This is a genomic window from Nocardia sp. NPDC059228, assembly GCF_042754245.1.
In the GTDB taxonomy this organism is placed as follows: domain Bacteria; phylum Actinomycetota; class Actinomycetes; order Mycobacteriales; family Mycobacteriaceae; genus Nocardia.
The window spans coordinates 88,398-111,759 of the sequence record NZ_JBHZAL010000012.1; the positions used below are offsets into that span (position 1 = coordinate 88,398).

Consider the following 23,362-nt stretch of genomic DNA (forward strand, 5'->3'; position numbering starts at 1 on the left):
TCACTCCTTGGGTGAGAAGACGAATTCCCGGACCGCGTGGTCGAAGCGCTGGGGTTCTTCCAGATGTCCCAGGTGCCCACTGCGTTCCAGGACGGTCAGTCGCGAATTGGGGATCCGTTCGTGCAGTTCCAGTCCCCAGCGCGGTCCGCAGATGACATCGTGGCGGCCCACGATGACCAGGGCGGGGACGGTCAGGTTCGGCAGATCGGCGCGGTCGTCGACGAGATCGGGAGTCAGGTCCGCGTCCAGTCCCGAGATGTAGGTGGCCCGTAGCCCTTTCCGGAAAGCGGCCCACCGTTGTTCGTCGCCCCAGTAGTCGGCGAAATAGGACGGCAGTATGCCGCGCGCAACCGAGAGGGTCTGTTCGTCGCTCGAAATGGCCTGCATCGCTTCGAAGGCCGCGAGCACCTCGTGTAGTTCGGGCCGGTCCGCGTGCGCGGCGGCGAACTCCTGGAGGCGGCGTCCGGCCTCGGCCCCGTGTTCGGGCCCGGTGACCGGTGCGCCCTCGTACAGGACGACACCCGCGACCCCGGCGGGCCGGTGCAGCGCGTGATACGCGGCGACGAACGCCCCGTGCGAGTGCCCGAGCAGATACACCTCGGGCACGTCCAGGTGGTCGATCAGCCGTTGCAGCGCAAGGCTGTACCGCTCGCGGGTGTAGCCGTGCGGATGGGTGGGCAGGCGGCCGGATGCGCCGGTGCCGAGCGCCTCGACGTACACCATGGTCAGGTGTTCCTCGAGCGCGGGCATGCGCAGGTACTCCCAGAAGATCCCGGGGCCGCCGGGGTGGGCGATGCAGACAGGCCCACTCCCGTAGACGTGATACCGCTGGAGAATGCCGTCGGAATCGACGGTGTGGACGCCCGGCGCGAGCCGTCCGGTGCCCCGGATCGACTGCGGCGCGGACATCACTTCGCCCGCAGCGGGCCGGCGAACGACTTGCGCAGCGAGGACGGTCCGACCAGCGGCAGCAGTGCCGCCAGCAGCTTGCCCTTGAAGGCCTGCGGAGTCCGGGTCAGTTCGACATCGACCCGGGTGCCGCCCGCTTCCGGCGTGGCTCGGAAGACCCAGCCGCCGCCCGCGCCGAAGAGCTTGGAATCCAGGGTGGTGACGGTGACGGTGTCGCCGTCCGGATCCCACTGGTAGCGGGCGCGTTCCCAGGCGGCGGCCGTGCCTTCGGTGACCTCGGCCCAGGTCTCGCCGCGGTCGTGGACGACGAAATGCTCGGCGTCGATGCTGGGCCACGCCTCGGTGCGGGCGGGGCCGAAGTCGGTGAGCACCCGCACGACCTCGGCGGGAGTCAGTGTGGACAGGAGATGAAAACGTACCGTAGCCATGGAAATACCTTCGCCGCCGCGGGCAGGCGGCCGAATCTGTCAGTTGACGTTGAGGTGACGTAATCCTGTTTGGGTAAGGTCGCGACCGGTCCCGTACGTCGTCACGGGTCCAGGAGGAGAGCACCACCCATGCCGATGGTCGGACGAGACACCGAGCTGAAAGTCCTGGCCGCACTCGTGGACGGCCCCGGCGACCGGAGCGGCATCCTGATCGAGGGGGAACCCGGAATCGGCAAGTCGTCGCTCGTCGAGGAGACGGTCGCCATTGCGGCCGGCGCGGGGCTGCGGGTGCTGCGGACCGCGGGGGTCGAAGCCGAACACGGCCTCGACTACGCCGGGCTGCAGCGGCTGCTGTACCCGCTGCGCCGCGCGTTCGATGCCCTGCCGGCGCGCCAGTTCGAATCGCTGACAACCGCCCTGGGCATGTCGGATGCCGTCGGCGAGCCGAGCCCGCATCTGGTGGGGCTCGCCGCTCTGACACTGCTGGCCGATCTGGCGGCCGAACGGCCGCTGCTGGTCGTCGCCGAGGACGTGCACTGGCTCGATCCCGCCAGCGCCGAGGTCCTCGCTTTCGTCGCGCGCCGCATCGACTCCGAACCCGTCGCCATGGTCGCCACCGTGCGCGACGGCACGAACTCGCCGCTGCGCGAGGCCGAGCTGACCGCCATGCGGCTCGGCCCGCTGTCCGATGAGGACGCGAACGTTGTGCTCGACAGCACCGCACCGGAGCTGTCCGCCCAGGTCCGACGGCGGGTGCTCGCCGAGGCGCACGGCAACCCGCTCGCCCTGACCGAATTGCCCACGGCCGTGGGGGTTCTCGCCGAACCGGCGCCGACCCTCCCGTTGACCGAACGCCTCGAACGAGCGTTCTCGGCGCGCAGTGCGGCGCTGCCCGAGCGCACCCGGTCGGCATTGCTGGTCGCGGCGCTCGACGACGGCGATTCGGTCGCCGAAACACTCGCCGCCGCAGGGATTCTCCTGGGATCCGAGGTCGGGGCCGACATTCTCGCCCCCGCGGTGGCGGCCCGACTGATCGATATCGGTTCCGGCACAGTGATTTTCCGCCACCCGCTGGTCCGTTCCGCCCTTGTGGCGGCGGCGACGGCCGAGGAGCGCCGCCGTGCGCATCTGGCGCTCGCCGACCTGCTCACCGGGTCTCCGGATCGCCAGGTGTGGCATCGGGCGGCGGGTACCGCCGGAGCCGATGAGGAGGTGGCGGCGGCGCTCGAGGACGTCGCCGAACGGTCCCGGCACCGCGGCGGTGCGGTCGCGGCGCTGGAGCGGGCCGCTGCGCTCAGCGCCACCCCCGGCCGGCGCGCGGATCGCCTGCTGCGTGCGGCCGAACTGGCCGTCGACTCCGGTCACCGCGACACGGCCGACCGACTGGTCGATACCGCGCGCACCCTCCCTCTCACCCCCGCGCAGGAGGCCACCGCGAAGTGGCTGCTCAGCGGATTCGAGGACGGCATGCGCGAAAGTCCGTCGCGCATCGGCGAACTGGCTGCGCTCGCGGCCTCCGTCGCCGCCGACGGGTATCCGGATCCCGCGCTGCGGATCATGTGGGGTGCGGCCATGCGGTGCTTCTGGTCCGAACCCGGGCCCGAGACCCGGCGCGCGGTCCTCGCGGTCGCCGACACCTTCGGCATTCCCGACGGTGACCCGCGCAAGCTGGCGATCGACTCGATCGTGGCCCCGTTCGAGCGCGGCGAACAGGTGCTGCGCCACCTGCGGTTGCTGGCCGCGACCACGGGCCGCGATCCGGAGGTCGATCACTTTCTCAGCAGCGCGGCATACCAGGTCGGCGCCTTCGACCTCGCGGCGCAGTTCGCCGGCGCCGCCGCACCCGGATTCCGTGCCGCCGGACGGCTGGGGCTGCTGACCCGGGCCCTCGCGATCCAGGCCTGGAGCCTGGCCCGGCTCGGCGATCTCGCCGCCGCCGCGCCCATCGCGGCCGAGGCCGCGGCCTTCGCCCGCGAGACCGCGGCGCCGTTCATGCATGCGGTGGTCATCGCGGTACAGGCCGAGATCGCTGCTCTGCGTGGGGATTACGTGCAGGCCGCCGAGCTCACGGCGGACGCCGAACGGACCGGACTGGCCGCCGGTGCGCGGCCCGTGCTGGCCACCGTGCAGCTCACTCGGGGGCTGATCGCGCTCGGTGAGGGCCGATTCGACGACGCCTTCACCGATCTGGCCCGCATCCACGATCCGCGCGACCCGTCGTATTCGCCGGCGCTGCGCGCGTGTTTCCTCACCGAACTCGCCGAGGCCGCGGTCCGCGCGGGACAGACCGACGCGGCGGCGGAACTGCTGCGCGGCCTGGAACCGGTGGCGGAGTCCACGTCGTCGCCCGCCCTGCACATCGGAATGCGGTACGCCCGAGCGGTGCTCGCCGGTGACTCGGCCGGCAAGCTGTTCACCGCCGCGCTGGAGGCTGATCTCACCGGGTGGCCCGCCGAACGCGGCCGCCTGCATCTCGCCTATGGCGAGTGGCTGCGGCGGCAGCGCCGGGTGGTGGAGTCCCGCACCCATTTGCGCACGGCCCGAGAGACTTTCGACGCCCTGGGCTTCACGGCGTGGAGCGAGCGGGCCCGCCTGGAACTGCGCAGTGCGGGCGAATCGAGCCCGAACCGCGACCCGGATGCCCGCGAGCGGCTCACCCCGCACGAGCTGAGCATCGCGCAGCTGGCGGCGCAGGGGCTGACCAATCGGGAGATCGGGCAGCGGCTCTACCTGTCGCATCGGACCGTCAGCACCCACCTGCACCGCATCTTCCCCAAGCTCGGTATCAGTTCGCGCGGTGACCTCGCGGCGCTGCTGCCGACCGAGGACGAGCCGGCACGGTAGCCCAACCGACACCGAGTACGTCATCCGACGCTCGCGACACCGGTCGCCCGGTTCCTAGCGTCTGAGGACATGAACATCAGCAGACGATTTTTCGGTGGTGCGCTCGCAGCGGGCGCGGCGAGCCTGGCCGCGGCCTCGCTCAGCGCTTGCGGCACGGATTCCGCGACCGCGCCGGCCACCACGACTCCGGTCGGCGCGGACCTGCGGAAGGGCTCGGGCGCGAATACGACACTGGGACCGATCAAGCAGATCGACGCCGGTGTCCTCAGCGTCGGCTACGCGGAATTCGGGCCCAGCATCGGACAACCCGTGATCCTGCTGCACGGCTGGCCCTACGACGCCTACAGCTACGCCGATGTCGGACCGCTGCTGGCGGCGGCCGGGTACCGGGTCCTCGTCCCGTTCCTGCGCGGCTACGGCCCGACCACCTTCCTGTCCACGCAGACCGTCCGCAACGGCCAGCAGTCGGCGATCGCGCGCGACATCGTCGACTTCATGGACGCGCTGCACATCGACAAGGCCGTGCTCGGCGGATTCGATTGGGGCGCACGCACGGTCGACATCATCGCCGCGCTGTGGCCGCAGCGTGTCAAGGCGATGGTGGCGGTGAGCGGGTACATCGTCACGCAGCAGGCGGCACAGCAGCAGCCGCTGCCGCCGGAGGCCGAACTCGGCTGGTGGTACCAGTACTACTTCGCCACCGAACGCGGTCGCCTCGGCTACACCCGCAATCGGCACGACTTCAACAAGCTGATCTGGAAGCGCGCGTCCCCGGCATGGAATTTCGACGACGCGACCTACGACCGCACCGCGGCCGCCTTCGACAATCCCGACCACGTCGACATCGTCATCACCAACTATCGGTGGCGCTTGAGCCTGGCCCCGGGCGAGCCGCAATACGATGCCTACGAACAGCAACTTGCCGCCGGACCGGCTATCACCGTGCCCGCGATCACCATCGGCAGCGACTTCGACGGCACGGCAAAGGACGGAAAACCGTACGCCGCCAAGTACACCGGCAAGCATGAGCACCGCGTCCTCGACGGCATCGGGCACAACGTCCCGCAGGAGGCGCCGGGCCCGTTCGCGCAGGCGATCATCGACGCCGACCACCTCTGACATTCCGTGAACCGCCGGGCCCGGCAGCTGCCGCTGGGCCCGGCGGTTCGCTGTCCGGACTCGCCGGACTCGATCGCACACACCGCCTTACAAGGGCGTCAGATTGTGATCGTCTGATACTCGGTGTACTGGCCCAAACCGACCGCGCCGTACTCGCGGCCGATGCCGCTGGTCTTGAATCCGCCGAAGGGGCCGTCGAATCCGATCGGCGCACCATTGATGGTGACCGTGCCGGTCCGGATGCGGCGGGCAACGACCAGCGCGGCGGCCTCGTCCGCCGACCAGACGCCACCGGAGAGTCCGTAATCGGAGTCGTTGGCGATGCGCACCGCGTCGTCGATGTCGTCGTAGGCGAGCACGACCAGGACCGGGCCGAAGATTTCCTCACGGGCGATGCGCATGTCCGGTGTGACGTCGGCGAAAACAGTTGGGGTGACATAGAAGCCGTCCCGCAGTCCGGGCGGGACCTGTGGACCGCCGCAGACCAGGCGCGCGCCTTCGGCAATACCGGCCTCGATGTAGTCGCGGACCCGCTGCTGCTGATCGCCGCGCACCATGGGACCGATGAAGGTGTCCGGGTCGCGCGGATCACCGACCGGCAGGGACTCGACCAGCGCCGCGAGCGCCGCGACCACCTCCTCGTAGCGGGAGCGCGGGGCGAGGATCCGCGTCTGGGCGATACAGGACTCTCCATTGTTCAAGAGCGAGCCGAATTTCAGGCCGTTCATCACCGCCGTCAGATCCGCATCGGGCAGGATCACCGCCGGCGATTTGCCGCCCAGTTCGAGACTCACCCGTTTGAGCTGGGTGCCCGCGATGGACGCGATCCGGCGACCGGCCCCGGTCGAGCCGGTGAACGCGATCTTGTCCACGCGGGGGTGGGAGATCAGGTACTCGCTCGTTTCCCGATCCGCGGGCAGCACGCTGATCACGCCTTCCGGCAGGCCGATTCGATCCACCAGCTCGGCCAGCAGACCCATGCTCAGCGAATTCTCCGGAGACACCTTCAGCACCACCGAGTTTCCGGCGAGGAGGGCGGGCAGGATCTTCGACGTCGCCGAGGAGAAGGGCGAATTCCACGGAATCACCGCCGCCACCACGCCGACCGGTTCGCGCCGGACCACGCTGCGCACACCGGTATCCGGGTCCGACGGGGTGAGCGTGTACTCCCAGTCGCAATTCTCGGCGGCGGTGAGGTAGGCATTCGCCTGCCGGGTCAGACCGGCCTGACCGGCCTTGGTGAACCATGCGGCGGAACCGTTTTCGTCGGTGATGAGCGCGGCGATCCGGTCGGCCTGCTCCTCGCGCAGCTTGTTGAACCGTCGCAACGCCGCGATTCGCTCGGCGGGCGGGGTATCACGCCAGACGCGGCCCTCGAAGGCCGCGTGCGCCGCCGTCACCGCGCGGTCCACATCGGCGGGTTGCGCCTGCGCCGCCCAGCCGATGACCGATCGATCGTGCGGCGAGAGGATCTCCAGCAGTGCCGGTTCGCTGGGTTCGGTCCACGAACCGCCGACGTAGAGCCGATCGTAGGTGATCATCTGGTTTCTCCCGCGGTCGGCGAATTCTGTTGGTCGCGATAGGTTTCCAGCAGCCGGAGCCAGACTTCGCTGATGGTGGGGAAGGACGGCACCGCATGCCAGAGGCGGTCGAGGGGGACCTCGCCGGCGATGGCGATGGTGGCCGAGTGCAGCAGTTCGGCGACGCCCGGCCCGGCGAAGGTCGCGCCGACAATGACCCGGCGGTCCGGGTCGATCAGGACTCTGGCGCGGCCCCGATAGCCGGGATCGTGCTGGATCGCACCGGCGACCCGGCCGATGTCGTAGTCGACGACGTCCACGTCGCGCCCGGCGCGCGCGGCGTCGTCGGTGGTGAGACCCACCGCCGCGATCTCCGGGTCGGTGAACACCACCTGCGGCACCGCTTCGAGGTCGGCGGTCCCCGCGTGGCGGCCCCAGCGTCCGGTGTCCAGTGCCAGCCCGCGAGCCCGGGCGGCGATGACCGTCCCGGCGATGCGGGCCTGGTACTTGCCCTGATGGGTCAGCAGCGCACGGTGATTCACGTCCCCGACCGCGTACAACCACTCCCCGTCGACCGCGGTCACGGTGAAGGTGTCGTCGGTGGTGAGCCACTGGCCGGGTGTCAGGCCGATCGTGTCGAGGCCGAGGTCGTCGGTCCGGGGTGCGCGTCCGGTCGCGAGCAGGAGTTCATCGGCGACCAGCCGGGTGCCGTCGGCGAGGGTGAGGCGGATGCTGTCATCGGGTCCGCCCGCGCGCTCGGCGGCGGTGATGGTGGTACCGAACCGCAGGTCCACGCCGGCGTCCCGGAGCTGCTCGGCGACCAGGTCCGCGGCGAAGGCTTCGACACGGCCCAGCAGCCGGGATTCGCGGGCGATGAGGGTGACCCGCGCGCCCAATGCCTGCCAGGCAGCCGCCATTTCGGTGGCGACGACTCCGGCTCCCAGAATCGCGAGCCGGTCCGGTACCTCCCGGGCGCTGGTGGCTTCGCGACTCGTCCACGGCCGCACGGCATCCAGGCCCGGCAGCGGCGGCAGGGCGGCCGACGTGCCGGTGCACACGGCCACCGCATACCGGGCGGCGAGCCGCACGGTCTCGCCCTCGGGCGTCTCGACCGTCACCCGCCGGGGTCCCGCGAGCCGGCCGTGGCCGCGGATGAGTTCGACATCGACCGAGGCGAGCCAGTCGAGCTGGTCCCGGTCGTCCCAGTCGGCCACCATCCGGTCGCGATGCTTCAGCACCGCGGCCGCGTCGAGGGGTCCGGTGACCGCCTCCCCGACACCGGGGAAGCGGGCGGCCTCGCGGTAGAGCAGCGCGGGGCGCAGCAGCGCCTTGCTGGGTTCGCATGCCCAGTACGAGCATTCGCCGCCCACCAGCTCGGATTCGACGATCACGGTGCTCAACCCGGCGGCGCGGGTGCGGTCGGCGACATTCTCACCAACCGGGCCGGCCCCGACGACCACGACGTCGTAGGTACGAACTTCCTTGTCGGACATGGGTTCCCTTCGATGACCGAGTCAGCGGCCGGGTGCGCGCTGCGTGATTTCCTGCAGGAACCAGTCGTTGCCGTCCGGATCGGTGAACGCGGCGAACGATCCGTAGCTGCGTCGCTGCGGATCCGCTCCGGGGACGCGGCTTTCGGTTCCGGCGTGGTGGAACACACCGGTGGCATCGCGGAACGGTCCGTCCACCGCGATTCCGCGTTCGGTCAACTCCGCGACGGCCTTCTCGATATCGGTGACGATCAGATGCAGTCCGCGCAGGGATCCGGGCTCGGCCGCGGTGACGCCGGTGCCGAAGATGATCGAGCACTCCGAGCCGGGCGGGGTGACCTGCACGACGCGATAACCGTCGTCCACGGGGAAATCGGCGTCGAGACGGAAGCCGAGGCGCTCGGTATAGAAGGCCTTGGCGCGGTCGACGTCGGCGACGGGCAGGACGACGACTTCCAGTTTCATATCCATGATTCGTTTTCTCCTCGAACGTCTTTCGTGACTGTCAGTGGGCGGAATTCTTGGCGGCCTGCTCGATCACCTCGGCCACCCGATCGGGGTGCGAGACGGCCACCGAGTGCGAGGCCGCGATCTCGGTGACCTGCGCGTGCGCCCGCTCGGCCATGAACCGTTGTGCCGCAACGGGGATGTTGAGGTCCTGGGTGGTGATCACGTCCCAGCTGGGTTTGTCGGTCCAGGCGGCGACGGTGGCCTTCTCCTCCAGCGCGGCCTGCAGGATCGGGCGCTGGGCGGCGGCGGCCAGGGCAGCGCGGTCGGCGGGGACGTCGGCGGCGAACTGGTCGTGGAACTTGGCCTGCTGGATGTACAGGTCGGTGCCGGTGCTGCCGTCGGGATTGGTGAACGGGACCGGGTCGAGCGTGCCGGGGAGGGTCGACCCGGGGAACTTGTTGGTCAGCTCCAGCGCGGTCTCGCCCGGTGCGGGCAGGAACGCCGCCACGTACACCAGGGCCTTGACCTGATCGCTGCCGGCCGCGGCGGCGCTGATGACCGATCCGCCGTAGGAGTGCCCGACCAGCACGACGGGTCCGTTGATGTGGCTGATCAGCCCCCGCAGGGTGGTGGCATCGGCGGCGGGCCCGCGCAGCGGATCGGCTGCCGCGACAACCGGATAGTGGTCCTTGCGGAGTTGGTCGACGACATCGTTCCAGCTCGATCCGTCCGCGAACGCGCCGTGCACCAGCACGACGGTCGGCTTCGGCGCGTCCTCGGTCGGCCCGGCATGGGTGGTGGTACTGGCGGTGCAGGCGACGGCGAGGCTACCGGCCGCGACCGCCGCCGTGACCGCCGCGATCGCCCGGCCCGCGCGCCGGATCCGGGGGTGTCGAATGTCGACCATGTCATTGTCCTTTCGAGGTGAAGCACGTTGTGCGGCTTCCACTCTGGTTTCCGCTCCCCCACCGCCACATCTGTCGGCTGACGCCGACCATGACGTAGTCGTCACCCGGCGGTCGATGCAGCAGCCAGGCCGGCGAGACCTGTACGGGTGTGGCGCCGACCTCGGCCACAGGGCCGTCGTCGACGGTGTACCGGGATGTGGCTGTCATCACTGGGACCCCTTCCTCTTCACGAGCCGTGAATCGCGGGCGCGAGCGTCCGCGTCGAGGAAGATAGGTTTCGCGGGAATGCCGCGGCGAGCGTCGGATGACGTAATTACTGTCGGTCAGGCCGGGTTCGGGTGACGTAGTCCGACATGGTCCGGCCCGGATGATCAGCCGACGGCGGTTCGGGTTCCGAGGGCGGTGAGCAGGGAAAGGCGTTCGGCGTCTGCGCTGCCGGGCTCGGCGGTGTCGATCATGATTCGCAGGTCGCAGCCCGCCACCGTGAGGACGGCGCAGTCCAGGGTCAAGGCGCCCGCTGTCGGGTGGTCGATGGTCTTGACCGTGATGTCGTAGCCGGCGACGGCGCCGGACTCCCAGAGTGCGGCGAAGCGGGGGCTGTGGGTGCGCAGGTCGGCGATGAGATGGCGCAGGCGCTGGTCGGCGGGGTAGCGGGCCTCGGCGGCGCGCAGGTCGGATACCAGCGCGGTTTCGAGGGATTCGAGGGTGTCCGGTGCGTAGCGGCCGACGGAGCCGGGGCCGATGAAATGCCGCCACACCCGGTTGCGTTCGTTGCCCTGCCAGGTCGTGGAATCGCCCAGCAGTGCCGCGCATGCCGGATTCGCCTGCAGCAGTGTCCAGGACGCGTCGAAGACGGCGACCGGGATGCCGACCAGGCGATCCAGCATGCGCTGCACGGCGGGCGGGATGGCGGTCGGGACGGTTCCGGGCTCGGGCAGTACCAGTCCGGCCAGCCGATACAGGTGCGCACGCTCGTCGGCCGACAAGCGCAAGGCCCGCGCCAGCGCCTCGACCACCTGGGGCGAGGGGTTGGATGCCCGGCCCTGTTCGAGCCGGGTGACGTAGTCGGCGGAAATACCGGCCAGCAGCGCCAGTTCCTCACGGCGCAGGCCGGGCGCACGGCGCGCGCCATTCGCCGACAGCCCTACGGCGTCGGGCGATACCTGATCGCGCCAGCGCCGCACCGCTACTCCGAATTCCGCTGTGGCCATGGGATTCATTCTGCCCGTTCGCCGATCCGCTCACCGTCGGTGTTCCGCGCGATATCGACCGGCCCAGCCTGGTATCGACAGTCCCAGGAAGATCAGGCGACTGGCTGATGCCGCCGGGTGGCGCGAATCTGAGGGCATGACAACAACGCTCATTACCGGTGCCAACAAGGGGCTGGGTTTCGAAACCGCCCGTCAGCTCGTCGCGGCCGGGCACACGGTGTATGTCGGCAGCCGCGACGCCGAACGCGGGCGGCTCGCCGCGGCGGAAATCGGGGCACGCTCCGTCCAGCTGGATGTCACCGACGACGCGTCCGTCGCCGCGGCCGCGAAGATCATCGAGGCGGACGGCGGACTGGACGTCCTGGTCAACAACGCGGGCATCGATATCGAGGGCAATGGCGCGGTCGACCTGGCTGAGGTCACAGCCGACATGATGCGAACCGTATTCGACACCAATGTTTTCGGCGTCGTGCGCGTCGTGCACGCGTTCCTGCCGCTGCTACGGCAATCCACCGCACCGGTCATCGTCAATGTCAGCAGCTCCTTGGCCTCGATGGCAGGCGGCACCACGCCGGGCACCCATACCTACGCCTATCCCGGATTGTCCTATCCCGCATCGAAAACCGCGCTGAACAGAATCACCGTGCAATACGCGAAAGCGTTCCCGGATATTCGGATCAACGCGGTGGAGCCCGGATACACCGCGACCGACCTCAACGCCCACGCGGGCAGGCAGACCGTCGAGGAGGGCGCCGAGATCATCGTACGAATGGCCCAGGTCCCCCAAAACGGGCCCACCGGAGGCTATTTCGATGCCTCCGGAACGTTGCCCTGGTAGCGACCGAAGATCCGTCTAACCGTCAGCGGTGTGGTCACTAGCCACACAGATCCGCTGAATTCCACTGGCGTGCACCGATTCTCGGATCGAAAAGGCACTGGCATGCGAAGGGCGCGGGAGGCGCGTCACCGTCTTCCCTTCCGGCGTATCTGGACCGCTGCATACGAGCCCGGCCAGCAGAGGGCGTCGCCGGTGACTACAGGTCGTCGAAGAAGTCTGTGACCTGTTGCCACAGAGTGGGATGCGACCAGCGTTTGTGACTGGTGAGCGCACCGAGGGTCGGAAACTTCGCGCGGCACACGTCGCAGGGGTACTGCCGCTTGGCGGAGGTGAGGAAGTAACAGCGGATGGTGGAGGGCGGCGGGCGGCGGCGAACTCGGTAGCGGTCAGGGCAGGATGAGCGAGGCGGCGTGTTCGCCGATCATCATGGTGGCTGCGTTGGTGTTGCCGCCGACGATGCTGGGCATGATCGAGGCGTCGGCGACGCGTAGTCCGGCCACTCCGCGCACCCGGAGTGCGGGGTCTACGACCGCGCGGTCGTCTATACCCATGCGGCAGGTGCCGACGGGGTGATAGACGGTGGTTGCGCGGTTGGGGACTTCGGCGGCCAGCTCCGTGCGGGTGGGGTATTGCAGGCCGGGAGAGATCTCGGTGTCCACCGCGCTAACGATCGACTTCGCGGCCATGACCTCTCGGGTCAGCTCCATGCCGTACACGAGCGTGTCCACGTCGCGCTGCTCGGCGAGATAGTGGGGGTCGATGGCGGGCGGTGCGGTGGGGTCGGCCGACGTCAGGCGCAGCGTGCCCCGGCTCTGCGGGTAGATCATCGTCACAAGGACGGTCAGTGAACGGCGCGGATCGGGGATGTGGCGGATCGGGGCATCCTGATTGGGGCCGGGATAGCTCCACGGCAGCACGTGCAGTTGCAGATCGGGTGCCCCGGCCGCATGGGCGGTACGCAGGAACGCGACGACTTCGAAAACGCTGCGCGCCAGCCAGGTGCTGTTGTTGCGCAACGACTCCCGCAGAAACGCCCGGGCGAAATAGCCTGCCGACGAACGGCGCAGGGCGGTCGGCATGGCGAAGGTCATCGGCACGAACAGGTGGTCGTGCAGGTTGTCGCCCACCGGGAGGTCGGCGACGACGTCGATGCCGAAGGCGCGGAGATGGTCGGCCGGTCCGATACCCGAGAGCATGAGCAGCTGCGCGGAGCCGAATGTGCCTGCGCTGACGATGATCTCGCGCTCGGCCCGCAGTACTTCGATGCCCTGCTCGGTCCGGAATTCCACACCGGTGGCCCGGCCGTTCTCGATCACAATGCGTGTCACGTGCGTATTCGGTAGCACGGTAAGGTTTTTCGGGCGATCGTCGAGATAACCGATCGAGGTGCTGTAGCGCAACCCGTTGCTGTTGCTCTGCTGGAAGATCGAGACGCCTTCCTGCTCGGCGCCGTTGTAGTCGGGGTTGCGCGGCAGGTCGGCGGTTTCGGCCAGCGCCTCCATGAACGACTCCGACGCGGGCGTCAGATCGCGCGCCCGGATCACCTTGATCGGACCTGCGCCACCGCGGAACTCGCTGGCGCCGTCCTCGAACGACTCGAATTTCTTGAAGCTCGGCAGCACGTCCTCATACGACCAGCCGTTGTTGCCCTCGCCGGCCCAGTCGTCGAAGTTCCGCCGGTTGCCGCGCACGAACACCATGCCGTTGACCGAGCTCGAACCGCCGACCACCTTGCCGTGCGTCTGCGGGATGGTCCGGCCCAGAGCATGCTTCTGCTCGACGGTGTAGTGGCCCCAGTCGATCCGCTTCTTCAGCTGCGGCACGCTGTGCATCGGGCCGATCATGCCGGGCTTGCGCACCAGCCGGCTGTTGTCACGACCGCCCGCCTCTAGCAGCGTGACAGCGGCGCCGGTATCGGCCAGCCTGCGGGCAATAATGGCCCCGGCGCTCCCGGAACCGATGATGATGTAGTCCGTCGCCGCCATGATCAGCCCTTCTGTCCGCACAGGTCTCGCCGCGAGTCACCGACGAAACTGGAACATGTTGCGAAAGTACTCGAAAGCGGCCGCCCAGGAACCCGTTTCAGAGCACGGATAGGCGGAGTTGGCTCGGTTGGCGTCCGGGCATCACCGCGAGCGCACGGCGCTGAGCACTAATTCGTTCACGCACCTGACGAACGCCTGGCAGGCGGCCGAGACGGGAGCTCGGGGCGTCACACGGCCGGCGGCCTAACCGGCGTCCTCGCACCCGAACCGACCGCCGCCGAGGTCGGCCGGACCCTGCGCGCCCGGCACCCCTGGGCCACCACCGGCGCCCGCGCTGTAGCGGTGATGGCATAGCACGTTTGCTGAAAACCAGACAAGCCATCTTGCAACCTTCACGAGATCTCGAAATCCAAGATCGTTACCAGCAACCCGACAGCCATTCCACCCCTTTTCCAAGCCGAATCCGAACCGGGCATCCATGCAAATCAGCAATCCGCCGAGCACGTCGGACCGCCCGAGAAATGGTTACCTATCAGCACATACACAAAAGGATGCGCACATTATGATGTGAAAATGGCAGCGGAGGGGGAGCGCACGAAGAGAGGCACGAGAAAGGAACGAGGATCATGACCACACCCGAGCATGCGGCCCACGCCGAGCACGACCACCACCACGGTGAAGGTTGCGGACATGTAGCTGTTCCACACAACGGCCACACCGACTACGTCCACGACGGTCACCTGCATCGCGCACACGGCGATCACTACGACGAGTGCGAACCGACCGCGCACACCGCGCACGAAAGCCACGATCACGTCCACGGCGAGGGCTGCGGCCACACCGCTGTACCCCATGGCGACCACGTCGACTACATCCACGATGGGCACCGGCACGCACCCCACAACGGGCACTACGACGAACACTGATGATCGCGCTCGGCGGATGTGGTTCGAATGTCCGGATATCGACAGCCGTAGGTGATCGGCGGCATTTCATCCCTGAAAGCTGTTGTGGCGCAGGGGTGGCGGCGAGAGGTCGGATGCGGCGCGGCTTCAACACGCCGCCTCACGCACGCCGGCCCTGCGGGTAAAGCAGTGGCAACCACGGCGTGCACGGTCATACTCTGCGTTCGCTATGAATCAGTACGAGATCCGCGCAGACTTCGACCGCGACACGATCGTCGTCTACCAGGCCTTCAACGAGGCCATCGCCTCCGCCGCTGTCGCAGCGCAACGCTTGGTCGCGCCCTTCTCACTCAATCGCATGACGTGGATCAAACCGTCTTTCCGATGGCTCATGCAACGCAGCAACTGGGCCCGCAAGCCCGGTCAGGAACGCATTCTCGCCATCCGGATCACCCGGGCGGGATGGGAAGAGGCCCTCACGCACGCAGTCCTCACCAGTCCCGAGCGGCGTGTCTACGCTGATGCCACAGCGTGGCGGGCGATGTTCAAGCACGCGCTCGTCCATGTCCAATGGGACCCGGAATACTCGATCCAGGGGGCGAAGCTCGACCACCGCAGCATTCAGGTCGGCTTGTCTCGAAACATCGTCGAACGCTACGTCAGCGACTGGACCGTCGAGATACGCGATTGCACTCACTTCGTGCACCGGATCTCCGCACATCTACGCGAGGGGCGGGCCGACCGCGCCAAGCGCCTCATCCCTCCGGAGAAGCTCTATCCACTCGGCGAAGATCTGGCGAGAAGCATTGGGGCCCTGTGACTTACATTCGAGCACGGGTGGGCGAACCCGGCGGCACCGCGACCGGGCTGACGCAGCGACGATGTGAGACCAGCGTCCGCACCTGCCTGCCTCGAATGTTCCGGTGGCGCGGCCACTTTACCGGCCAGCACCGGGTTGGGTCTGCGATTGCTTCCTTCAGCGGCACCCGGCAGATTGGAGTTCACCGATGATCACAACGACGGACACGAAGAACGGTGTGCTGCGCGGGGCGGTCGAAGAGGGTGTCGTCGTGTTCCGGGGTGTGCCGTACGCGGAAGCCGATCGGTTCTGTGCGCCTGGCCCGGTTCAGCCGTGGCGCGGGGAACGGGACGCCACCCGGGACGGGCCGATCTGTCCGCAGTTGCCGTCGCGGCTGGAGGCGGTGATGGGCGTGCAGGAGGATCACGAACAGTCCGAGGACTGTCTGAACCTGACGATCACCACTCCGGCGGTGGACGACTCGCTGCGACCGGTTCTGGTGTGGTTCCACGGCGGCGGGTTCGTCACCGGGGCAGGCAATTTGAGCTGGTACGGCGGGCATCGGCTCGCTCGCGAGGGCGATGTCGTGGTCGTTGGGGTCACCTATCGCATCGGAACGCTCGGGTACCTGCGCACGGCCGGAGTATCGGACGGGAATTTCGCTCCCGCCGACCAGCTCGCCGCACTGCAATGGGTTCACGAGAACATCGCGGCCTTCGGAGGCGATCCGGGTGCGGTGACGATCGCGGGTCAGTCCGCCGGGGCCCACAGTGTGCGTTGCCTGCTCGGAATGCCCCAGACCCGTGGGCTTTTCCACCGAGCCATCATCCAGAGCGACCCGACCGGCGCGGTCGGGATCGGCAACGCCCGGATGGCGAGCCGCGGCGGCCGGCGCTTCGTGAACCATCTCGGTAGCGACCCGCGTCAGGCATCGATCGCCTCGATTCTCGGCGCGCAGGGCACGCTCATTGCCGAGTCCGGGGGCAGGCTGAAACTGATCCCCGCCTCGGGCCACATGACCGTTCCCGGCGTCGGCGTCATGCCCACCCGGGCGCAGTGGAACGCCGAGATCGACTCCCGCGCACAGGATCTGGACGTGATCATCGGTACCACCGCGCAGGAGATGACCGCCTTCCATCGGCAGGTCCCATGGATGCGGCGACTGCGTACGATTCCCGGCATCGGCCCGGCACTGGCCAACGCGATCGAACAGACTATCAGCGCCCTGATGTTCGGAATCCCGAGCCGCCGCTTGGCGCGCCGGCTGAGCAAAGCCGGTGCCCACGTGTGGATGTACCGATTCGACTACCGCGCACCGGATTCCGGCTTCGGTGCCACCCATTGCGTCGAACTGCCGTTCATCCTCGGCAGCGACGCCGCCTGGGCGGACGCACCGATGCTCGCCGGAGCCGATCAGCGCGAGCTCGACCCCATCGGACGGCAGACGCGTGCCGCCTGGCTGAGCTTCGTGCGCACCGGAGCCCCCAGCGCCGACCCCGAATGGTCGCCGTTCACCGCGCCGAAGCCCTTCGTCCGGCACCTGGGCGTAGCCGGCTGAGCTTCAGCTCTCACGACAGACGACGGCAATTGTCGAACTCCCGACCGGTCATGATTTCGGCAGACCCAGCTGCGCGCAGGCCAGCAACGCGACCTCGATGTCGAGCCTGCGCTCGGTGAGCGGATGTCCCAGCAGCTCTTCGACTTTGCGTACCCGGTAATGGACGGTGTTCTTGTGAACGTGCAGCCGGGCGGCGGCGTCGGTGTAGCTGCCGCGGGTGTCGAGAAAGGCGCGGACCGTCTCGCGTAGCCGCGCGGCGGTCTCGTCTTCGCCCATGAGCCCGCCCAATACACGCCGGGCCCACGCCTCCACCGCGGGCAGGTGGTCGGCCAGCAGAGCGGCCAGCGCCACCTCCGAGTACACCGTCAGACCGGGTCCACGTGTAACCAGCGCGACCGCCCGGGCGGCCTGGGCGTCACGGAAGGTCTGCCGGAAGCCGTCCAGACCGGTGGCCGGATCACCCACGGCCATGGACAGATTCGGGTGCGCGCTCAGGTCGCGCTCCAATCGCGCGGCATCGAGCGCGGGTCGGCCCACCGAGGCGATCCAGACCCACCGGGTGTGGTCGTCGACCTCGACGGTCATCGGCGTCTTCCCGGTGGCGGCGGCCACCAGCGCGGTGCCCGCCCGCAGTACCGCGCCCGGGTCGCGGGTCGCGGGCGGAGTCCACAACAGGACGAACTGGTGCCACCCGCGCAGCGACGCCGACAGCATCTGCTCGGCCGAGGCCAGATCGAGGTCCTCCGCGTCGAGTACCGCGCGCACCTGGGCGGCGCGGGCGGCGTCGGTGCGCGCGTCCCAGCGGCGGCGTTCGCTCGCGTAGATGTCGATCAGGCCCTCGATCACCCGATCGATGTAACCGTTGACCAGTGCCGCGATGCGCGCGGCGGTGGCCAGGGCGACGTCGGTCGACGGGCTCAGCTCGGCCAGCACGGTCAGGATCCACTGCCCGAACATGTGCTCGCCGAGCCGGTAGGCACGCAACAGCGCCTCCAACGACAGATCGTGCTGGGCGAAGCGGCGGGCGTATTCGGCGGCGGCCGGCGGCACGGCGAAGTCGTCGAGACCGATGGCCAGGGTGAGCATGTCCAGCATGGCCGCGAGGTTGGACTCGGTGCTGGCCACCATCAGCCTGCGTACCTCGTCGTCGTGCCGGAACTCGGGGATGACCTCGACGAACATCGAGGTCATCATGGGTGTCAGGCGGTCGAGGTCGGTCTTGATCCGGCCCGCCACCTCACGTACGAGGGGATCGTTGTCGGGGGCCATGGCCGCTGACAGTACCCCCGCACACCGCCGGAATCGCGCGGTTTGTGCTCACGGCACAACATGGCAGCGCAACGCTGGGCCGCTGGCCCGTGGTCCCCGCCGGATACGCGCCCTACCTTGATGGATGTAACCCATGTCACATCTGCCACGGTGAGGAATCATGCGACACATCGCCGAATTGCCCGACGCCAGAGCGGATTCCGCCCCCGCCGCACCGAGTCTGGCCGACGACGCCACCGCGCTGTCCAACACGGAATTCCGCGCACGGGTGCGGGTTGCAGCCTCGGCATTGCACCGGGCCGGCGTGCGCGGCGGTGACGTGATCGCCGTCGTGCTGCCCAATCGGGTGGAGCTGGTGGTGGCGCTGTTCGCCGCCTGGCGGCTCGGCGCGGCCGTCACCCCGGTGAACCCGGGCCTCGCCGGCGACGAAATCCGTTACCAGATCGAGGATTCGGGTGCGACGGTGGTGGTCGGCGAGCCCGGCGGAGTCGGCGTGACACTGGACGTCACACGGCTCGCGCACCCGGCGGGACCGGTCGCCGCCGCCCCGGGTGACGGCCCGGCGCTGATCATCTACACCAGCGGCACCACGGGCCGCCCGAAAGGCGTTGTGCTGGACCACGCCAACCTCGCCGCCATGTGCACGATGATCATCGAGGCGCTCGGCCTGGACGAAACCGATCACAGCCTGCTGGTGCTGCCGCTGTTCCACGTCAACGGCATTGTGGTGAGCGTGCTTTCGCCGCTGCTGGCGGGCGGGCGCACCACCCTCGCGGGGAAGTTCTCCGCGACCAGGTTTCTCGGCACCGTCGAACGGATCCGCCCGACCTATTTCTCCGCGGTGCCCGCCATCTACGCCATGCTCGTGGCACAGCCCGAGACGCACCGCCCCGATCTGTCCTCGCTGCGCCGGGCGATCTGTGGTGCGGCGCCCATGCCGGCCGAGCTGATCGCCCGGTTCGAGGAGCGTTTCGGCGTGCCGATCGTGGAGGGGTACGGGCTCTCGGAAGGCACCTGCGCCTCCACTCTCAACCCGGTGGCAGGCCCACGCAAGCCGGGCACCGTCGGCCTGCCGTTGCCCGGTCAGACGGTCGCGATCATGGATCCGGAGGGAAACCTGCTGGACGCGGGCGAATCCGGTGAAGTCGTGGTCCGCGGCCCGAACGTGATGCGCGGATACCTCGGAAACCCCGAGGCGACCGCGCGGACCGTGGTGAACGGCTGGCTGCACACCGGCGATGTGGGCCGTTTCGACGAGGACGGCTACCTGATCCTGGTGGACCGGATCAAGGACATGATCATTCGCGGTGGAGAGAACCTCTACCCCAAGGAGATCGAGAACGCGCTCTACCGGCACCCGGCGGTCCACGAGGCCGCGGTGGTCGGGGTGCCAGACCCGGTCCTGGGCGAAGTGCCCGTCGCCCACGTGGTGGCCGTGCCGGAGGCCGTGGTCAGCGCCGAGGAGCTGACCCAACACTGCCGTGGCGTGCTCGCACCGTTCAAGGTGCCCGCCGCGATCGTTCTCACCGCGGAGCTGCCACGCAATCCGGTCGGCAAAATCGACAAGAAGCAGCTGCGGGCGTCCGCCTCGCAATCCTGAACGATACTGCCCCGCAATTCAATTCGAACGAAAGAAGAATTTCGGTCGCGGTCGCGCGCGCCCGGAGCACGGAAGAAAGGGATCGAGCCATGGGATTCAAGACGGGAGATTTCCCGCCGGTGGACACGGAGACATTTCTGGATCTGCCACTGCGCGAACGCATTCGGCTACTGGCACTGCACTGGGCGGAATACGGTTTCGGCACGCCGAAGATGATCCACACGATCTATCTGGTGAAAGTGCTGGTGCTCTACATGATCGGTGGCGTGGCGGTCGCCACCGCAACCTCGGGCGCAGGACCGTTCTGGGACGTGACGCAGTGGTGGAACCAGCCGATCGTCTACCAGAAGCTGGTGCTGTGGACGGTGCTGCTCGAGGCGATCGGCGTCGCCGGCTCGTGGGGCCCGCTGGCGGGCAAATTCAAGCCGATGACCGGCGGCGCACGCTATTTCGCCCAGCCCGGCACCATCCGGCTACGTCCCTGGCGCCGAGTGCCGATGACCGACGGCGATACCCGCACCCTGCTCGACGTGATCCTCTACGTCGGCTTCCTGGCCTCGCTGGCCCTGGCCCTGCTAGCGCCCGGCCGCACCACCGCGTCGCTGCTGGAAGCGTTGCCGGACAACACCTCCGGACTCGTGCGGCCCGCCCTGCTGATCGCGCCGATCGTGCTGTACGTGCTGTGCGGCCTGCGCGACAAGACGATCTTCCTGGCCGCCCGCGGCGAGCAGTATCTGCCCGCACTGGTGTTCTTCGCGGTGCTGCCGTTCACCGACATGATCGTCGCCGCCAAGCTGCTCATCGTGATCGTGTGGATCGGCGCGGGCGTCTCCAAGTTCGGCAAGCACTTCACCAACGTGGTGCCGCCGATGATCTCCAACAGCCCGTCCATGCCGTTCACGTCGATCAAACGCGCCCACTACCGGGACTTTCCGCGCGATATCCGCCCCTCGGGCCTGGCCTCGTTCATGGCTCACGTCGGCGGCACCACCGTCGAGGTGATCACCCCCATCGTGTTGCTGTTCTCGACCGACCGCTGGCTGACCCTGGCCGCGGTGGCCGTCATGGTGATCTTCCACCTGTTCATCACCTCCACCTTCCCGCTGGCCGTGCCGCTGGAATGGAACATCCTGTTCGCCTACCTGACGGTGTTCCTGTTCCTCGGCTTCCCCAACTCCGGCGGCTACGGGGTGTTCGACATGTCCTCACCGTGGCTGACCGTGGCCATCGTGGCCGCTCTGGCCTTCTTCCCGGTGCTGGGCAATCTGCGCCCGGACCTGGTGTCCTTCCTGCCCTCGATGCGCCAGTACGCCGGGAACTGGGCCTCGGCGCTGTGGGCCTTCGCTCCCAGCGCAGAGGCGAAGTTGAACACGATCGCGCATCGGCCCGCGCTCAACCAGGTCGATCAGCTGCTGGCCATGGGCTACGCCCCGGCGGTCGCCGAGATCACCATGCAGCAGACCATCGCCTGGCGTTCCATGCACAGCCAGGGCCGTGGCCTGTTCTCCCTGCTGTACAAGCACATTCCGGAACTCGACAACTGGACCGTGCGGGAAGCCGAGTTCGCCTGCAACTCGCTGATCGGCTTCAACTTCGGTGACGGCCACCTGCACAATCGCGATCTCATCGACGCGGTCCAGGCCCGGGCCGGATTCGCACCTGGGGAATGGATCGTGGTGTGGGTGGAATCCCAGCCGATTCACAAGAACACCCAGTCCTACATGGTCATCGACGCCGCGCTCGGCGTGATCGAACGCGGAACCTGGGAGGTCGCCGACGCGGTCGAGGCGCTGCCCTGGCTGCCCGACGGGCCCATCCCGCACACGGTGACCTGGCGGCACGACGATGAACCCGTGGTCAGGGCGAGCCGATGACGACGGCGACGGTGGTCGGCAGCGGACCCAATGGACTGGCCGCAGCCCTCATCCTGGCCCTCGCCGGGATCGAGGTGACGGTGCTCGAGGCCGCCGGCACGATCGGTGGCGGGACCCGCTCACACGAGGCCATCGTGCCCGGACTGCTGCACGACCACTGCTCGGCCATCCACCCGATGGCCGTGGGGTCGCCACTGTTCCGCCGTATCGACCTGGAACGCTACGGATTGCGGTGGGCGCGGCCCGAACTCGACTGCGTCCACCCGCTCGACGACGGCAGCGCCGGTGTCCTGCATCGTTCGGTCGGCGACACCGCCGTCGGTCTCGGCGACGACGAACGGTTGTGGCGACTACTGTTCGAGGGACCGGTCGCCGGCTACGACGACCTCGGCACTGACATCATGCGGCCGCTGCTGCGGATCCCGCGTCATCCGTTCCGGTTGGCGCGCTTCGGAATTCCCGCGGCCGCGCCCGCCGCATTGCTGGCGCGGGCCTTCCGCACCGACCAGGGGCGAGCCTTGTTCGGCGGGGTCGCCGCGCACGCCTTCCACCCCTTGGACCGGCCGCTGAGCGCGAGTATCGGGCTGGGCATCCTGACCGCCGGGCACCGGTACGGCTGGGCGGTGGCGGTCGGCGGCTCCCAGCGGATCGCCGACACCATGGCGACGGCCCTGGCCGATCACGGCGGCACCATCGAGACCGGGGTCCGGGTGCGCTCCGCGGCGGAGCTGCCGCCGTCGGACATCATCGTCTGGGATGTGGCGCCGACCGCGCTCGCGGAGATCCTCGGCGACCGGCTACCACCGCGAATCGCCGCCGCCTACCGGCGATTTCGGTACGGGCCAGGTGCGTTCAAGGTCGACTTCGCCGTGGAGGGCGGCGTCCCCTGGACGGCCGCCGCGGCCCGCCGCGCGGGCACCGTGCACCTGGGCGGTCCGTTCGCAGAGATCGCCGCCGGTGAACGCGACATCCACGCGGGCCGGATGCCGGCCCGCCCGTTCGTGCTGGTGGGCCAGCAGTACCTGGCCGATCCGCAGCGTTCCGTCGGCTCGGTGCACCCGGTGTGGACCTATGCCCATGTCCCCCATGGCTATACCGGCGACGCCACCGAGGCCGTCATCGCTCAGATCGAGCGCTTCGCCCCGGGATTCCGGGAGCAGGTGGTCGGCCTGTCGCACCGCTCCCCCGTGGGATTCGCCGACGACAACCCCAACTTCGTCGGCGGCAACATCATGACCGGCGCCAAGGACATCCCCCAGCTGCTTTTCGGTCCCCGGAAAACCCTGCGGCCCTACGACATCGGCATCCCCGGCCACTACCTGTGCTCGGCGGCCACCCCGCCCGGCCCCGGCGCACACGGCATGTGCGGCGTCAACGCCGCCGAACGGGCCCTGCGCCGGCTGCGCGGGCCGCTCACGCACCGGGACGCCACCACCTCGACGACCAGGAGTACTCCGTGACCGAGACCAGGCCGCTGTCCGGCCGAACCATGATCATGTCCGGACGGTATCGCCGTCCGCGCTGCGCTGCCCGCTGGACGGCCAAGCGACTGCGCACTCATTACCATTGGACGGCATAGGAATTCATCGATCCGACCAATCGTCTGCACGAGTCGTGAAGATCGTCGACAAACGCATCTTCAACACTCTGGTCAC

General features: G+C 68.6%; 19 protein-coding genes. 9 read left to right on the forward strand and 10 right to left on the reverse strand.

From position 1 onward, the window contains the following. Window positions 1–909: an alpha/beta fold hydrolase gene (locus tag ACFXKA_RS20000; RefSeq protein WP_379428355.1), complete on the reverse strand. Its 909-nt coding sequence runs from the start codon at window positions 907–909 to the stop codon at window positions 1–3. After that, window positions 909–1,337 carry a hypothetical protein gene (locus ACFXKA_RS20005; RefSeq protein ID WP_354839456.1) on the reverse strand — a complete coding sequence of 143 codons (429 nt, stop codon included), beginning with the start codon at window positions 1,335–1,337 and terminating at the stop codon, window positions 909–911. Before ACFXKA_RS20005 ends, ACFXKA_RS20000 begins: the two co-directional genes overlap by 1 nt. 129 nt (window positions 1,338–1,466) lie before the next feature. Here ACFXKA_RS20005 and ACFXKA_RS20010 point away from each other — a divergent pair, with 129 nt between their 5' ends. Together ACFXKA_RS20010 and ACFXKA_RS20015 are read left to right on the forward strand one after the other, a co-directional pair. Beyond that, window positions 1,467–4,181 (forward strand): ATP-binding protein, encoded by a 2,715-nt coding sequence (locus ACFXKA_RS20010; protein WP_379428356.1) that lies wholly within the window; start codon window positions 1,467–1,469, stop codon window positions 4,179–4,181. Between the two features lie 69 nt (window positions 4,182–4,250). Further along, window positions 4,251–5,300: an alpha/beta fold hydrolase gene (locus tag ACFXKA_RS20015; protein WP_379428357.1), complete on the forward strand. Its 1,050-nt coding sequence runs from the start codon at window positions 4,251–4,253 to the stop codon at window positions 5,298–5,300. A 98-nt stretch (window positions 5,301–5,398) separates the two neighbouring features. Here the strand turns inward: ACFXKA_RS20015 and ACFXKA_RS20020 are convergent, their stop codons facing one another. The 5 genes from ACFXKA_RS20020 to ACFXKA_RS20040 form a co-directional block, all read right to left on the reverse strand. Next, window positions 5,399–6,841: an aldehyde dehydrogenase gene (locus ACFXKA_RS20020; protein ID WP_379428358.1), complete on the reverse strand. Its 1,443-nt coding sequence runs from the start codon at window positions 6,839–6,841 to the stop codon at window positions 5,399–5,401. Then, on the reverse strand, window positions 6,838–8,313 hold the full coding sequence (locus ACFXKA_RS20025) for an NAD(P)/FAD-dependent oxidoreductase (protein WP_354839446.1): 1,476 nt from the start codon (window positions 8,311–8,313) through the stop codon (window positions 6,838–6,840). The genes ACFXKA_RS20020 and ACFXKA_RS20025 overlap by 4 nt, the downstream gene beginning before the upstream one ends. Window positions 8,314–8,334: 21 nt before the next feature. Next, window positions 8,335–8,781, reverse strand: a complete 447-nt coding sequence (locus ACFXKA_RS20030; protein WP_379428359.1) for a VOC family protein — start codon at window positions 8,779–8,781, stop codon at window positions 8,335–8,337. 34 nt (window positions 8,782–8,815) lie between these two features. Continuing rightward, complete coding sequence (locus tag ACFXKA_RS20035) at window positions 8,816–9,667, reverse strand: alpha/beta fold hydrolase (protein WP_379428360.1); 852 nt, start codon at window positions 9,665–9,667, stop codon at window positions 8,816–8,818. Between the two features lie 372 nt (window positions 9,668–10,039). Then, window positions 10,040–10,879 carry a helix-turn-helix transcriptional regulator gene (locus tag ACFXKA_RS20040; RefSeq protein WP_379428361.1) on the reverse strand — a complete coding sequence of 280 codons (840 nt, stop codon included), beginning with the start codon at window positions 10,877–10,879 and terminating at the stop codon, window positions 10,040–10,042. A gap of 136 nt (window positions 10,880–11,015) precedes the next feature. On the opposite strand from ACFXKA_RS20040, the gene ACFXKA_RS20045 reads away from it, so the two are divergent. Continuing rightward, on the forward strand, window positions 11,016–11,717 hold the full coding sequence (locus ACFXKA_RS20045; RefSeq protein ID WP_379428362.1) for an SDR family NAD(P)-dependent oxidoreductase: 702 nt from the start codon (window positions 11,016–11,018) through the stop codon (window positions 11,715–11,717). A 196-nt stretch (window positions 11,718–11,913) separates the two neighbouring features. On the opposite strand, the gene ACFXKA_RS20050 is transcribed toward ACFXKA_RS20045, so the two are convergent. Together ACFXKA_RS20050 and ACFXKA_RS20055 are read right to left on the reverse strand one after the other, a co-directional pair. Beyond that, window positions 11,914–12,066, reverse strand: coding sequence for a C2H2-type zinc finger protein (locus ACFXKA_RS20050; RefSeq protein WP_379428442.1), 153 nt, complete (start codon window positions 12,064–12,066; stop codon window positions 11,914–11,916). Window positions 12,067–12,103: 37 nt separating this feature from the next. Beyond that, complete coding sequence (locus ACFXKA_RS20055; RefSeq protein WP_379428363.1) at window positions 12,104–13,702, reverse strand: GMC family oxidoreductase; 1,599 nt, start codon at window positions 13,700–13,702, stop codon at window positions 12,104–12,106. A 626-nt stretch (window positions 13,703–14,328) separates the two neighbouring features. Between ACFXKA_RS20055 and ACFXKA_RS20060 the strand changes: the two genes are divergently transcribed. The 3 genes from ACFXKA_RS20060 to ACFXKA_RS20070 all read left to right on the forward strand — a co-directional run bounded on the left by ACFXKA_RS20060 (window position 14,329) and on the right by ACFXKA_RS20070 (window position 16,964). Further along, entirely contained in the window at window positions 14,329–14,628 is a 300-nt protein-coding gene (locus ACFXKA_RS20060; protein WP_354839427.1) for a hypothetical protein, read from the forward strand. A 208-nt stretch (window positions 14,629–14,836) separates the two neighbouring features. After that, a complete protein-coding gene (locus ACFXKA_RS20065; protein ID WP_379428364.1) occupies window positions 14,837–15,427 on the forward strand; it encodes a DUF4291 domain-containing protein in 591 nt (196 codons plus the stop codon). 187 nt (window positions 15,428–15,614) lie between these two features. Then, window positions 15,615–16,964, forward strand: a complete 1,350-nt coding sequence (locus tag ACFXKA_RS20070; RefSeq protein WP_379428365.1) for a carboxylesterase/lipase family protein — start codon at window positions 15,615–15,617, stop codon at window positions 16,962–16,964. Window positions 16,965–17,012: 48 nt separating this feature from the next. Here ACFXKA_RS20070 and ACFXKA_RS20075 read toward each other — a convergent pair whose 3' ends face one another. Further along, window positions 17,013–18,233, reverse strand: a complete 1,221-nt coding sequence (locus tag ACFXKA_RS20075; protein ID WP_379428366.1) for a helix-turn-helix domain-containing protein — start codon at window positions 18,231–18,233, stop codon at window positions 17,013–17,015. A 160-nt stretch (window positions 18,234–18,393) separates the two neighbouring features. Between ACFXKA_RS20075 and ACFXKA_RS20080 the strand changes: the two genes are divergently transcribed. The 3 genes from ACFXKA_RS20080 (at window position 18,394) to ACFXKA_RS20090 (ending at window position 23,167) form a co-directional block, all read left to right on the forward strand. Further along, a complete protein-coding gene (locus tag ACFXKA_RS20080) occupies window positions 18,394–19,833 on the forward strand; it encodes a class I adenylate-forming enzyme family protein (RefSeq protein WP_379428367.1) in 1,440 nt (479 codons plus the stop codon). An 89-nt stretch (window positions 19,834–19,922) separates the two neighbouring features. Then, complete coding sequence (locus ACFXKA_RS20085; protein WP_379428368.1) at window positions 19,923–21,707, forward strand: DUF3556 domain-containing protein; 1,785 nt, start codon at window positions 19,923–19,925, stop codon at window positions 21,705–21,707. Beyond that, window positions 21,704–23,167, forward strand: a complete 1,464-nt coding sequence (locus ACFXKA_RS20090) for a phytoene desaturase family protein (RefSeq protein ID WP_379428369.1) — start codon at window positions 21,704–21,706, stop codon at window positions 23,165–23,167. Before ACFXKA_RS20085 ends, ACFXKA_RS20090 begins: the two co-directional genes overlap by 4 nt. Window positions 23,168–23,362: the final 195 nt, after the last annotated feature.